The organism is Sporocytophaga myxococcoides (assembly GCF_000775915.1).
GTDB classification, from domain to species: Bacteria; Bacteroidota; Bacteroidia; order Cytophagales; family Cytophagaceae; genus Sporocytophaga; species Sporocytophaga myxococcoides_A.
Genome location: NZ_BBLT01000002.1, coordinates 487,733 through 500,261, shown reverse-complemented (window position 1 = coordinate 500,261; position 12,529 = coordinate 487,733). Strand labels below are relative to the sequence as shown.

The window sequence follows — 12,529 nt, the reverse complement described above, 5'->3', positions numbered from 1 at the left end:
ATTAATCTTCATCAAGTTTATACTTAGCCAAATCCATCCCAAATGTTAGGTTTTTATCGGCAATTAAAGCTTCTAATTCAGCTAATGATTTTTTACCGAAATTTCTAAATTTCATCATATCTGAAATATCTAAAGCTGCTAAATCTCCTAGAGATTTAATATCTGCTGCTTTAAGACAATTATAAGCCCTTACTGACAAATCTAACTCAGAAATTGGTGTCTTTAATAATTTCCTCATGTGCAATAGCTCCTCGTCTACAGTCTCTTCTTCGTCCGGCTTTGCCGTTTCAAAAGTCATAGTTTGATCAGAGAACAACATGAAGTGCTTAATAAGAATATTGGCAGCACCTTTTAATGCATCTTCTGGATGAATAGAGCCATCGGTCTCGATATCAAGAATCAATTTCTCATAGTCAGTCTTTTGTTCAACCCTTGTATTCTCTACGCTATACTTGACATTTTTTATAGGCGTAAAAATTGCATCAATTGGAATAAAACCAAACACTTGTTCAGCTGGCTTATTTTCTTCTGCCGGAACGTATCCTCTACCTTTCTCAAGAGTAAGTTCAACATCCATACTAACAGAATTATCAAGATGGCATATTACATGCTCAGGATTTAAAATCTGAAATGATGAAGTAAATTTACCTATATCTCCAGCTTTAAAAACTTCTTGCTTCTTTAGGGAAACTACAATTTTACTTTCATTTGTATCAGCAATCTTTTTAAATCTTACCATTTTAAGATTTAAGATAATTTCTGATACATCTTCCATTACACCTTCTATTGTAGAAAACTCATGAAGAACTCCTGGAATTTTAATTCCTGTTACAGCATAACCCTCCAAAGAAGAAAGCAAAATTCTTCTAAGAGCGTTACCTATCGTTACTCCATAGCCCTTTTCGAGAGGTTTAAATTCAAACAGACCATGAAAATCGTCTGCTTTTTCCATTACAACCTTCTCAGGCATTTGAAATGCTAATATTGACATATTCCGTTATTTCTTTTGGATCCGATAAAAAGAAAATATAAAACAATATATTATTTGGAATAAAGCTCGACTATAAGCTGTTCCTGAATATTCTCAGGTATTTCCTCTCTTTGAGGATAGTTTATATACTTACCAGTCATTGAATTGCTATCCCACTCAAACCATGCAAACTTTTTTCCACCTTTAGCAGATAGACTTGCAGTTATGACTTCTAAAGATTTTGATTTCTCTCTAACAGCTACTATATCACCAGGTTTCACAGAGAAACTCGGAATGTTAACAACATCTCCGTTAACAATTATGTGATGGTGCAATACCAACTGCCTAGCTGCTCTTCTTGATGGGGCAATCCCCAATCTATAGATAACATTATCAAGCCTTGATTCAAGAAGCTTAAGTAGGTTCTCACCAGTAACACCACCCATTCTGGCAGCTTTATCAAATGTATTAGAAAATTGTCTCTCCAATACACCATAAGTATACTTTGCTTTTTGCTTAGCAGCAAGCTGAACAGCATACTCAGATTGCTTTTTTCTTCTTCCTCTACCGTGCATGCCAGGAGGATAGCTCTTCTTTTGTAATGCCTTACTCGCTCCTAAGATCGGTTCTCCGAATTTTCTTGAAATTTTTGTTTTCGGGCCTGTATATCTTGCCATTTCTGAACAATTATTTATTTTAAATACTTAAAAGTAAAAGGAATTAACCTTTAGACTGTAATTAAACTCTTCTCTTCTTTGGAGGTCTGCATCCATTATGCGGTAGAGGAGTTACATCTTTAATAATCGATACCTCGATACCAGCATTTTGAATAGTTCTGATTGCAGATTCTCTTCCAGAACCAGGTCCTTTAACGAAAACTTCTACCTTTCTTAATCCTAAATCAAATGCTACCTGGGCACAATTCTGAGCAGCTACTTGGGCAGCATAAGGAGTATTCTTTTTAGAACCTTTAAAACCCATTTTTCCTGCAGAAGCCCAAGAGATTACTTGACCTGCATTGTTAGTGATGGAAATAATGATGTTGTTAAAGCTAGCCTTAATATGAGCCTGACCTGTAGATTCTACAACTACTACTCTCTTTTTGGCTTTATCCTTTCTTTTGCCTGCTTGTTGTTGTTGAGCCATATAATTTATCTATCTAGATATTTATTTATTATTTAGTAGCTTTTTTCTTGTTAGCCACTGTTTTACGTTTACCTTTACGAGTTCGGCAATTATTCTTAGTTCTTTGCCCTCTAACTGGAAGTCCTTTACGATGTCTTAAGCCTCTGTAACATCCAATATCCAATAAACGTTTAATGCTTAGTTGAACTTCTGATTTAAGAACTCCTTCAACTTTAAACTCAGCACCAATAATATTCCTAATTGCAGTTGATTCCTCTTCGGTCCACTCACTAGCTTTTTTATCCCAATTAACGCCTGCCTTTGTTAAAATAAATTGAGCAGATTTTCTACCTATACCGTAAATATAAGTTAATGAAACTTCCCCGCGTTTGTTATCCGGAATATCTACACCTGAAATTCTAGCCATAGTAATAATTATTAACCTTGTCTTTGTTTAAATCTTGGGTTCTTTTTATTGATAACGTAAAGTTTCCCATTTCTTCTGATTACTTTACAATCAGCACTTCTTTTCTTAATAGATGCTTTAACTTTCATTTTTTGATAAATTTAAGTAGCTATTCGCTAAAACCTATTTATATCTATATACAATTCTTCCTTTTGAAAGATCGTATGGAGACATTTCCAAACGTATTTTATCACCTGGTAAAATTTTTATATAGTTCATTCTCATTTTACCAGAAATATGAGCGATAACCTGATGTCCATTTTCCAACTCTACTTTAAACATAGCATTAGACAATGCTTCTACTATTGTTCCATCTTGCTCTATCGAGGACTGTTTTGCCATTATATTACTTCTTCTATGTATTTAAATGTAGTTAATACTTCAGCTTTTCCTTTTCGTATGGCAACGGTATGTTCAAAATGAGCTGAGGGCTTTCTATCTTTAGTTCTAATTGTCCAACCATCTTCTTCTTGAACGATCTCCTTTTTACCAAGATTTATCATGGGTTCAATGGCTATGACCATACCCTCTTCCAACTTAACGCCTTTACCTCTTTTACCGTAATTAGGAACCTCTGGACCTTCATGTAACTTTTTTCCTACACCATGACCAACCAACTCTCTCACAACAGAATATCCTTTAGATTCTACAAAGTTTTGTATTGAAAAACCAATATCACCTGTTCTTTTCCCAACAACAGCTTCTTCAATACCCAAATACAAAGATTGCTTTGTAAATTCCAACAATTGCCTGACATCTTCCGAAACTTTGCCTATACCATATGTATAAGCACTATCACTATGATATCCACCTAAATTTACGCCACAATCAACAGATATAACATCTCCTTCTTTCAAGGCATACTTCCCTGGGAAACCATGAACTACTTGCTCATTAACGGAGATACACAATGTATAAGGAAATCCGTTGTACCCTTTAAAAGAAGGAACCCCTCCACCACTAATAATAAAATTATATGCTAAATCATCTAACTCTTGAGTAGTTACTCCAATCTTGATAGCCTTTGCAATTTCACCATGTACACGGCCTAAAAGATCTCCACTCTTCTTTATTAGATCAATTTCTTCTTCAGTTTTATAATATATCATTAGTTAGAAGAAGAAATCGCTACATTTTCTGACCTTCCTTTAATTCTTCCTGATTGCATCATACCTTCATAATGTCTCATCAGTAAGTAACTTTCTATTTGTTGAAGTGTATCCAATACTACACCAACCATTATTAAAAGAGAAGTACCACCGAAGAAGTACGAAAAATCTCTGGTTACTCCAGCAACATGTGCAATTGCTGGTAGTATAGCTAAAGCCGCCAGGAAAACAGCACCAGGAAGAGTGATTCGAGACAAAACATCATCAATGTAGTCTGAAGTTTGTTTTCCAGGTTTTATACCAGGGATAAAACCACCATTTCTTTTCATATCATCTGCAATCTGATTTGGATTAACAGATAGGGCTGTATAGAAGAAGGTAAACAGGATAATTAATACAGCGAATGTTAAATTATATTGCCAGCTAGTGAAATCTGAAAATGTTGCACCTATCGATCCTGCAAAATCACTAGTATCAGAAAACATAGAAGCAACCATTGCTGGCAAAAACATTATTGACTGAGCAAAGATAATTGGCATAACTCCTGCAGCAATTACCTTTAAAGGAATATATTGCCTTTGACCGCCATATACCTTATTACCAATTACTTGTTTTGCATACTGTACAGGTATTTTTCTTGTGGCTTGTGTTAACATCACCACTCCCATAACAATAAAGAATAATACCCCTAACTCAATTATAAATGGTAAAGCTCCCTTCATTCCTTTTGCTGCTCCTTCAACTACAATAGCTTGAGGGAATCTTGAGATAATCCCTACCATTATAAGCATAGAGATTCCATTTCCAATACCCTTATCTGTAATTTTCTCACCCAGCCACATACAAAACATCGTACCTGCTGTCAGAATTAACATAGCGCTAATTGTAAAGAAAGCTCTGTCAACACCTGGAAATAACATTTCCTGGTTTACCGTAGCTGCCAAATATCCAACCGATTGAGCTAAGGTTATAAATATTGTAAGTACCCTTGTAATCTGATTGATCTTTTTTCTACCAGATTCTCCTTCTTTTTGAAGTTTTTGAAAATAAGGAACAGCGAAGGTTAATAGTTGCAAAACTATACTTGCTGAAATATAAGGCATGATACCCAAACCAAAAATAGAAACATTGCTGAATGCACCTCCAACCAAGGTATCCAACAATCCTAAAATGTTGTCTTTATTAGAACCCTGTTCTATTGAAGCTGGATCAACACCAGGAAGTACAACATAAGATCCCAGACGAAAAATCAAAAGAAAACCTATAGTGTTCAGTATCCTGATTCTTAGGTCTTCTATTGAAAATATATTCTTAATGGTTTGGATAAACTTTTTCATTATGCAATTTTTATTGCTTTACCACCTGCATTTTCAATTGCTTTAACAGCTGATTCAGAAAAAGAATGGGCTTTGATCTCTAATTTCGCTTTTAGCTCTCCTCTTCCCAAAACTTTAATTTTATCAGATTTAGCAACTAATCCGTTCTCTAAAAGAACTTTATCATCTACCAATGATAACTTCTTTTCAGTTGCAAGATTATTTATTATATCTAAATTAATGGGCTTGAATATTACTTTGTCAGGATTATTAAATCCAAATTTTGGAACTCTTCTTTGAAGAGGCATTTGACCACCTTCAAAACCTGATTTTTTAGAATATCCTGATCTTGACTTTGCTCCTTTGTGACCTCTTGTTGAAGTTCCGCCACGTCCTGATCCGGTACCTCTACCAATTCTCTTTCTATTTTTAACAGACCCTTTTGCAGGAGTCAAATTACTTAAGTTCATAATTAGATTTTGCTAACAGTTACCAAGTGATTTACTTTCTTAACCATTCCTTGTATTTGAGGAGTTGCTTCTACCTCAACACTTTTATTAATTTTACCAAGTCCTAAAGCTTTAATTGTAAGCTTCTGATCGATTGGACGATCAATAGTACTTCTAACTTGAGTTATTTTAATCTTAGCCATTTTACTTTCCGGTAAATACTTTTGCCAATGTAACACCTCTTTGTTGAGCAATAACGTGTGGAGCTCTCATTCTTAGTAGAGCATCAAAAGTAGCTTTAACAACGTTGTGAGGATTAGAAGACCCCTTTGACTTAGCTAAGACATCTTTAACGCCAGCACTTTCAAGTACAGCTCTCATTGCACCACCTGCAATTACTCCAGTACCAGGAGCTGCAGGTTTTAAGAATACAAATCCTCCACTATATTTTCCATGAATCGGATGAGGTACGGTACCCTTCAAAACCGGAACCTTAATAAGGTTCTTCTTTGCATCATCTATACCTTTTGTGATAGCATCTGTTACCTCATTAGCTTTACCTAAGCCGTAACCAACTACACCATGACCATCTCCTACTACAACAATTGCAGAGAAACTAAATCTACGACCTCCCTTTACAACTTTTGCAACTCTTTGAATAGCTACTACCTTTTCTTTAAGGTCAATTTCGCTAGCTTTTACTGATCTAATATTTACCTGAGACATATCGATTAGAATTTAAGGCCTCCTTCTCTAGCTCCTTCAGCTAAAGCTTTAACTCTACCATGATAAAGATATCCACCTCTATCAAATACTACTTCTGAAATACCATTACTCTTTGCTTTTTCAGCAATCTTTAAACCGACACTTTTAGAAAGTTCAGATTTAGTTCCTTTTTGGGATTTTAGCTCTACAGAAGATGCACTGATAATTGTTTTTCCTGCTATATCATCTATAATTTGAGCATATATACTTGTATTGCTTCTAAAAACTGAGAGTCTTGGCTTAACTCCTGTACCAGAAATTTTCTTTCTGATACTTCTCTTTATCCTCAGTCTTCTTAAATCTTTTTTAGTAGCCATCTTAAATCAATTTATTATTTAGCAGCAGTTTTACCAGCTTTACGTCTAACAACTTCGTTAACAAATCTGATACCCTTACCTTTGTATGGTTCAACCTTTCTCAGAGAACGAATTTTTGCAGCCACTTGTCCAATCAACTGTTTATCAATTGATTCCAAAGTTACAATTGGGTTTTTACCTTTTTCAGTTAAAGTTTTTACAGCAACTTCATTAGGCAATGCCACAAATATATTGTGTGAATATCCTAAACTTAGTTCTAGCACGGAACCAGTAGAAGCAGCCTTATAACCAACCCCGACCAATTCGAGATCAATTTTATAACCTTCACTAACTCCAACCACCATGTTACTAAGCAATGATCTATACAATCCATGTAAAGCCTTATGTCTCTTTTGATCTGTAGGTCTTTCTACATTCAAGTTGGATCCTTCAACAGTTACCTTAATATCTAAGTCAACAGCTTGAACCAAAGTCCCTTTAGGGCCCTTAATCTCTACCAAATTTCCAGAACCAACCTTTACTTCAACCTTAGCAGGTATTGCAATTGGCTTTTTTCCAATCCTTGACATATTATTTTTTTATAATATTAATAAATATAACAAAGTACTTCACCACCAATATTTAATTCTCTAGCTTCCTTGTCAGTAATAACACCTTTGGAAGTAGACAAAATTGCAATACCCAAGCCATTTAAAACTCTAGGCAAAGTAGCTGATTTAGAATACTTTCTTAATCCTGGAGAACTTATTCTCTCTATTTTAACAATTGCAGATTGTTTAGTTAGAGGATTATATTTCAAGGCAATTTTTATTTTCCCTTGTTTATCATCTTCTTCAAATTTATAATTCTGAATATAACCCTTATCAAAAAGAACCTTGGTTATTTCTTTCTTTATATTTGAAGCAGGAACCTCAACTATCCTATGATTCGCCTTAATAGCGTTTCTCAATCTTGTTAAATAATCTGCGATAGGATCCATTTTAAACTTTTCTTTATATATTAAAATTAAAAGCCCCGAATCAGGGCTGCAAATTTAAGAAGATTTTTTGAAAAAGAAAATCTTTATTAAAAAATTACCAACTTGCTTTCGTTACACCAGGAATTTTTCCTGCAGAGGCCATTTCTCTAAATGTAACTCTGGAGATCCCAAACTTCCTCATATAACCTCTTGGTCTCCCTGTTAATTTACACCTATTGTGTAATCTCACCTTTGAGGAATTTCTCGGTAATTTATCCAGACCTAAGAAATCACCGTTAGCTTTAAGCTCTTCTCTTTTTTTAGCGTATTTAGCTACGAGTTTGATTCTTTTTCTCTCTCTAGCTTTTACTGATTCTTTTGCCATTTCAATTATTTTTTCTGTCCTGCGAAAGGTAGACCGAATGATTTTAATAACTCCAGACTTTCTTCGTCTGTATTTGCTGTAGTAACAAAAGTAATATCCATACCAGAAATTTTACTTACTTTATCGATACTAATCTCAGGGAATATTATTTGCTCTTTTACTCCCAAAGTGTAATTGCCTTTACCGTCAAAACCTTTATCGCTTATCCCTCTAAAGTCACGAACCCTTGGTAATGCAATTGACATTAATCTATCCATAAATTCGTACATTCTATCTCCACGCAAAGTTACTTTTGCGCCAATTGGCATATTTTCTCTAAGCTTAAAATTTGAGATAGCCTTTTTCGATTTTGTTGCTAATGCCTTTTGACCAGTAATTATTGTCAACTCTTCAACTCCAACATCAACAATCTTTTTATCTGAAACAGCGGCTCCCATACCTTTATTAACAACAATCTTTGTTAATTTTGGAACCTGCATCTGAGATTTATACTGAAATTTGCTTTTTAATTGAGCAACAATTTCTTTATTGTATTTATCCTTTAGTCTTGGAATAGCCATATCCTTACTTTATTATGTCTCCAGTTTTCTTTGAGTATCTCTGAAGCTTACCTTTTGAATCTAACTTTCTTCCTATTCTTGAAGCTGTCCCCTTTGAATCCACTACCATTAAGTTACTAGCATGAATAGGCGCCTCTTTTTTTACAATACCACCATTTGGATTCGTAGCCGTAGGCTTTGTATGCTTTGTTACCATATTAAGGCCTTCAACAATAGCCTTGTTACCAGTAACATCAACACTTTTAATTGTTCCTGTCTTACCACGAAAATCGCCGGCAATAACTTTTACAGTATCACCTGCTTTTATATGTAATTTTTTATTTGTAGTTGCCATAATATTATAATACTTCAGGAGCAAGTGATACAATCTTCATAAACTGTTTCTCTCTTAATTCTCTAGCGACTGGTCCGAAGATACGAGTTCCTCTAGGTTCATCATTGTTGTTTAGTAAAACAACAGCATTATCAGAGAATCTTATGTAAGAACCATCTACTCTCCTAACCTCTTTTTTTGTCCTAACTATAACAGCTTTAGAAACTGTTCCTTTTTTTAAGTTGCTAGACGAAAGAGCATGTTTAACAGTTACTACTACTTTATCGCCGATGGAAGCATATTTCTTTTTTGTTCCACCCAAAACTCTAATAACTAAAACCTCTTTAGCTCCGCTATTATCAGCTACATTTAATCTTGATTCCTGCTGTATCATGGTTATTTCGCCTTTTCAATAATTTCAACTAATCTCCATCTTTTTAATTTGCTCAGCGGACGAGTTTCCATGATCTTTACAGTATCACCGATACCACATTCATTTTTTTCGTCATGAGCCATAAATTTAGTAGTCTTGTTTAGAAACTTACCATATTTAGCATGCTTAACTTTTCTTTCTACAGCTACTGTAATTGATTTTGTCATTTTATTACTAACGACTTTACCAACTCTCTCTTTTCTAAAATTTCTTTGCTCCATAATAATCTAAAGATTAGGATTTGGATTTAACCTTTTCACTCAAAGCTGTCTGAAGACGAGCTATTACTTTTTTTGCCTCCCTAATCTTCATAGGATTTTCAATTGGAGAAATAGCATGTGCAAATTTTAATTTTGCAAGAGCCTCTTGCTCTGCAGAGATTCTACTCTTTAAATCAGCAGCGTTTAGAGATTTTATATCAGAAGTTTTCATTGAATTAACCTTCGTAATCTGGACGAACAACAAATTTAGTTTTTACTGGTAATTTTTGGGCTGCAAGTCTCAGAGATTCCATTGCAGTTTCTTTCGAAATACCTGTTGATTCGAAAAGAATAGTTCCTGGCTTAATCACAGCCACCCAATATTCAGGAGCTCCTTTACCTTTACCCATACGAACCTCAGCAGGCTTCTTAGTTATTGGCTTATCTGGAAAAATTCTTATCCAAACTTGTCCTTCTCTTTTCATTGCTCTAGTCATAGCAATACGAGCAGCCTCTAACTGACGGCTGGTTATCATACCAGGCTCCAGAGCCTTGATAGCGAAAGATCCAAATTCTATACTAAAACCTCTTGTCGCAATCCCTCTGTTTCTACCCTTTTGTTGCTTCCTAAATTTTGTTCTTTTTGGCTGTAACATTCTTTTAAACTTTTACAGTTGCCTAACCAACTCTTTACTATTGCAGTAAAAACCTCTTGTTATTTTCTTTTTCTTTTTGGTCCACCTTCGGACTTTTTCTTTCCACCTCTATTTTGTGGTGCATTACCTTCAGCAGGAACATTTGCAGATGCACTTGCAAGACCTACATTAGGAGACAAATCCCTTTTTCCAAAAACTTCACCTTTGAAAATCCATACCTTGATACCGATTTTTCCATAAACTGTCAAGGCTTCAGAGACAGCATAGTCAATATCAGCTCTTAATGTATGTAGTGGTATTCTTCCTTCCTTATATTGCTCATTACGAGCCATCTCAGCACCACCTAAACGTCCACCTAATTTAATTTTAATACCTTGAGCACCAACTCTCATTGTTGAAGCAATTGCTTGCTTCATAGCTCTTCTGTAAGAAATTCTAGCTTGCAATTGCTGAGCTATCGATTCTCCAACAAGTTTAGCATCAAGCTCAGGTCTCTTAATTTCAAAGATATTAATTTGAACATCTTTACCTGTAACTTTCTTTAACTCTTCCTTGATCTTATCAACTTCAGCTCCACCTTTACCGATAACAACACCTGGACGAGCTGTATTTATAGTAAGTGTAATTCTTTTTAGAGTTCTTTCTATGATGATTTTAGCAATACCACCTTTTGGAATTCTGGCAAAAACATACTTTCTGATTTTTTCGTCTTCAACTAACTTATCAGAGAAGGTTTTACCTCCATACCAATTAGAATCCCATCCTTTTACGATTCCTAATCTAAAACCAGTAGGATTTACTTTCTGTCCCATGTTTATTACTTTTCGGATTTTTTGGTAGCTTTTTTAACTTCGGTTTTTGCAGCACTCTTTGCCTTTGGACTTTTCGCTTTAGCCTCCTTCTTCTCTCCTTCAACAGACTTTGAATTAGTCTCTTCCTTCTTAACTTCGGTAGCAGGTGAAGCAACACCATTAAGGCTAGCTAATACTAGTGTTATATGGTTAGATCTTTTTCTAACTCTGTGAGCTCTTCCTTGTGGGGCAGGACGTAATCTTTTAAGGATTCTTCCACCATCAACAAATATATCCTTTATTACTAAGTCAGCATCCTCAAGTCTTTCATTAGGATATTTAATTTGCCAATCAGAAATAGCAGATAATAATAATTTCTCAATTTTCTTAGCACCAGACTGAGGCTGATATTTTAGCATAGCTAAAGCTGCATTTGCTTTAATACCTCTAACTAAGTCAGCAACTAATCTCATCTTTCTTGGAGATGTAGGAACATTGCGTAGTTTCGCAACTACAGATCCATCAAAAGAAGCTTTTAATGCAGCCTCTTTCTTTTTCTTTTTAACTACAGATCTTCTTTGTTTAACAGCTGCTTCCATAATTATTTTTTACCTTTGTCTTTTTTAGCTGTGTGACCTCTAAAGTTACGAGTAGGTGCAAATTCACCCAGCTTGTGTCCTACCATATTTTCTGTTACATATACAGGTATAAACTTATTACCGTTATGAACTGCAAATGTGTGGCCTACAAAATCAGGTGATATCATTGATCTGCGAGACCAAGTTTTAATAACTGATTTTTTTCCTGATTCATTCATAGTCTGAACTTTCTTGTCCAGACGGAAATCTATATATGGCCCTTTTTTTAGAGAACGTCCCATCGTTTAGCCTTTATTTTCTCCTTGAAACAATTAGATCCTTGGAATATTTATTATTATTTCTAGTCTTTTTGCCTTTAGCTAAAAGTCCTTTTCTTGATCTTGGATGACCACCCGAAGCTCTACCTTCCCCACCTCCCATTGGATGATCAACAGGGTTCATTGCAACACCTCTTGTTCTTGGTCTAACACCTAACCATCTTGATCTTCCCGCTTTTCCAGCAGTAAGGTTCATGTGATCTTGATTAGAAACTGAGCCAACGGTTGCAACACATTCAGCAAGTACCAATCTCATTTCGCCGGAAGGAAGCTTAACAGTTGCGTACTTTCCTTCTCTAGCAACCAATTGAGCATAAGTTCCAGCGCTTCTAGCTAAAGCACCGCCTTTACCTTTCTTAAGCTCAACATTGTGTATAATTGTACCTAATGGTATATCTGAAAGAGCTAAGCTATTTCCAATTTCTGGTGCAATACCTTTACCCGAAACTACCTTTGTACCAACTTTTAATCCATCTGGTGCTAAGATATATCTTTTCTCTCCATCAGCATAATAAAGCAAAGCAATCCTTGCACTTCTATTTGGATCATATTCAATTGATTTTACTGTCGCTGGAATATTATTCTTATCCCTTTTAAAATCAATAATACGATATTGCTTTTTGTGACCACCTCCGATATATCTCATGGTCATCTTCCCGGAGTTATTTCTTCCTCCACTTCTTTTAACCGAAGTTAAAAGAGATTTCTCAGGTACATCTGAAGTAATCTCATCGAAAGTAGAACCGACTCTAAATCTAGTTCCTGGAGTTATGGGTCTGAATTTTTTAACAGCCATCTTG

General features: G+C 35.1%; 25 protein-coding genes. All 25 read right to left on the bottom strand.

Going from position 1 to position 12,529, the window contains the following annotated elements; genetic code table 11:
• Position 1 precedes the first annotated feature (1 nt).
• Positions 2-991, bottom strand: coding sequence for a DNA-directed RNA polymerase subunit alpha (locus tag MYP_RS06515; protein ID WP_045460171.1), 990 nt, complete (start codon positions 989-991; stop codon positions 2-4).
• A gap of 50 nt (positions 992-1,041) precedes the next feature.
• Positions 1,042-1,647, bottom strand: coding sequence for a 30S ribosomal protein S4 (gene rpsD, locus MYP_RS06510; protein ID WP_045460167.1), 606 nt, complete (start codon positions 1,645-1,647; stop codon positions 1,042-1,044).
• Positions 1,648-1,708: 61 nt separating this feature from the next.
• Entirely contained in the window at positions 1,709-2,116 is a 408-nt protein-coding gene (rpsK, locus tag MYP_RS06505) for a 30S ribosomal protein S11 (protein ID WP_028981565.1), read from the bottom strand.
• A gap of 28 nt (positions 2,117-2,144) precedes the next feature.
• Positions 2,145-2,522, bottom strand: a complete 378-nt coding sequence (rpsM, locus tag MYP_RS06500; RefSeq protein WP_045460163.1) for a 30S ribosomal protein S13 — start codon at positions 2,520-2,522, stop codon at positions 2,145-2,147.
• A gap of 11 nt (positions 2,523-2,533) precedes the next feature.
• A complete protein-coding gene (gene ykgO, locus MYP_RS06495; RefSeq protein WP_045460160.1) occupies positions 2,534-2,650 on the bottom strand; it encodes a type B 50S ribosomal protein L36 in 117 nt (38 codons plus the stop codon).
• Positions 2,651-2,684: 34 nt separating this feature from the next.
• Positions 2,685-2,903 carry a translation initiation factor IF-1 gene (infA, locus tag MYP_RS06490; RefSeq protein ID WP_028981562.1) on the bottom strand — a complete coding sequence of 73 codons (219 nt, stop codon included), beginning with the start codon at positions 2,901-2,903 and terminating at the stop codon, positions 2,685-2,687.
• Positions 2,903-3,670: a type I methionyl aminopeptidase gene (gene map / locus MYP_RS06485; RefSeq protein ID WP_045460157.1), complete on the bottom strand. Its 768-nt coding sequence runs from the start codon at positions 3,668-3,670 to the stop codon at positions 2,903-2,905. The genes infA and map overlap by 1 nt, the downstream gene beginning before the upstream one ends.
• Positions 3,670-5,007, bottom strand: a complete 1,338-nt coding sequence (secY, locus tag MYP_RS06480) for a preprotein translocase subunit SecY (protein WP_045460154.1) — start codon at positions 5,005-5,007, stop codon at positions 3,670-3,672. Before secY ends, map begins: the two co-directional genes overlap by 1 nt.
• Positions 5,007-5,456, bottom strand: coding sequence for a 50S ribosomal protein L15 (gene rplO / locus MYP_RS06475; RefSeq protein ID WP_045460151.1), 450 nt, complete (start codon positions 5,454-5,456; stop codon positions 5,007-5,009). Before rplO ends, secY begins: the two co-directional genes overlap by 1 nt.
• 2 nt (positions 5,457-5,458) lie before the next feature.
• The gene (rpmD, locus tag MYP_RS06470) at positions 5,459-5,638 is read right to left on the bottom strand and encodes a 50S ribosomal protein L30 (RefSeq protein ID WP_045460148.1); all 180 of its coding nucleotides are present in this window, start codon (positions 5,636-5,638) and stop codon (positions 5,459-5,461) included.
• Position 5,639: 1 nt separating this feature from the next.
• Complete coding sequence (rpsE, locus tag MYP_RS06465; protein ID WP_045460145.1) at positions 5,640-6,161, bottom strand: 30S ribosomal protein S5; 522 nt, start codon at positions 6,159-6,161, stop codon at positions 5,640-5,642.
• 5 nt (positions 6,162-6,166) lie between these two features.
• Entirely contained in the window at positions 6,167-6,517 is a 351-nt protein-coding gene (rplR, locus tag MYP_RS06460) for a 50S ribosomal protein L18 (protein WP_045460142.1), read from the bottom strand.
• A gap of 14 nt (positions 6,518-6,531) precedes the next feature.
• A complete protein-coding gene (gene rplF, locus MYP_RS06455) occupies positions 6,532-7,086 on the bottom strand; it encodes a 50S ribosomal protein L6 (protein ID WP_045460139.1) in 555 nt (184 codons plus the stop codon).
• A gap of 17 nt (positions 7,087-7,103) precedes the next feature.
• Positions 7,104-7,496, bottom strand: coding sequence for a 30S ribosomal protein S8 (gene rpsH, locus MYP_RS06450; protein ID WP_045460134.1), 393 nt, complete (start codon positions 7,494-7,496; stop codon positions 7,104-7,106).
• A 94-nt stretch (positions 7,497-7,590) separates the two neighbouring features.
• Positions 7,591-7,860 carry a 30S ribosomal protein S14 gene (gene rpsN / locus MYP_RS06445; protein WP_028981553.1) on the bottom strand — a complete coding sequence of 90 codons (270 nt, stop codon included), beginning with the start codon at positions 7,858-7,860 and terminating at the stop codon, positions 7,591-7,593.
• Between the two features lie 5 nt (positions 7,861-7,865).
• Positions 7,866-8,420, bottom strand: coding sequence for a 50S ribosomal protein L5 (gene rplE, locus MYP_RS06440; RefSeq protein WP_045460131.1), 555 nt, complete (start codon positions 8,418-8,420; stop codon positions 7,866-7,868).
• Between the two features lie 4 nt (positions 8,421-8,424).
• The gene (rplX, locus tag MYP_RS06435; RefSeq protein WP_045460129.1) at positions 8,425-8,754 is read right to left on the bottom strand and encodes a 50S ribosomal protein L24; all 330 of its coding nucleotides are present in this window, start codon (positions 8,752-8,754) and stop codon (positions 8,425-8,427) included.
• 4 nt (positions 8,755-8,758) lie between these two features.
• Positions 8,759-9,127: a 50S ribosomal protein L14 gene (gene rplN, locus MYP_RS06430; RefSeq protein ID WP_028981550.1), complete on the bottom strand. Its 369-nt coding sequence runs from the start codon at positions 9,125-9,127 to the stop codon at positions 8,759-8,761.
• 2 nt (positions 9,128-9,129) lie between these two features.
• Positions 9,130-9,387 carry a 30S ribosomal protein S17 gene (gene rpsQ, locus MYP_RS06425; RefSeq protein WP_028981549.1) on the bottom strand — a complete coding sequence of 86 codons (258 nt, stop codon included), beginning with the start codon at positions 9,385-9,387 and terminating at the stop codon, positions 9,130-9,132.
• Positions 9,388-9,400: 13 nt separating this feature from the next.
• A complete protein-coding gene (rpmC, locus tag MYP_RS06420; protein WP_028981548.1) occupies positions 9,401-9,598 on the bottom strand; it encodes a 50S ribosomal protein L29 in 198 nt (65 codons plus the stop codon).
• A gap of 4 nt (positions 9,599-9,602) precedes the next feature.
• Positions 9,603-10,022 carry a 50S ribosomal protein L16 gene (rplP, locus tag MYP_RS06415; protein WP_028981547.1) on the bottom strand — a complete coding sequence of 140 codons (420 nt, stop codon included), beginning with the start codon at positions 10,020-10,022 and terminating at the stop codon, positions 9,603-9,605.
• Positions 10,023-10,081: 59 nt separating this feature from the next.
• Positions 10,082-10,834: a 30S ribosomal protein S3 gene (gene rpsC, locus MYP_RS06410; RefSeq protein ID WP_045460126.1), complete on the bottom strand. Its 753-nt coding sequence runs from the start codon at positions 10,832-10,834 to the stop codon at positions 10,082-10,084.
• A 5-nt stretch (positions 10,835-10,839) separates the two neighbouring features.
• Positions 10,840-11,412 (bottom strand): 50S ribosomal protein L22, encoded by a 573-nt coding sequence (gene rplV, locus MYP_RS06405; protein ID WP_045460122.1) that lies wholly within the window; start codon positions 11,410-11,412, stop codon positions 10,840-10,842.
• Positions 11,413-11,414: 2 nt separating this feature from the next.
• A complete protein-coding gene (gene rpsS / locus MYP_RS06400; protein WP_028981544.1) occupies positions 11,415-11,693 on the bottom strand; it encodes a 30S ribosomal protein S19 in 279 nt (92 codons plus the stop codon).
• A 10-nt stretch (positions 11,694-11,703) separates the two neighbouring features.
• The gene (gene rplB / locus MYP_RS06395) at positions 11,704-12,525 is read right to left on the bottom strand and encodes a 50S ribosomal protein L2 (protein ID WP_045460118.1); all 822 of its coding nucleotides are present in this window, start codon (positions 12,523-12,525) and stop codon (positions 11,704-11,706) included.
• Positions 12,526-12,529 lie beyond the last annotated feature (4 nt).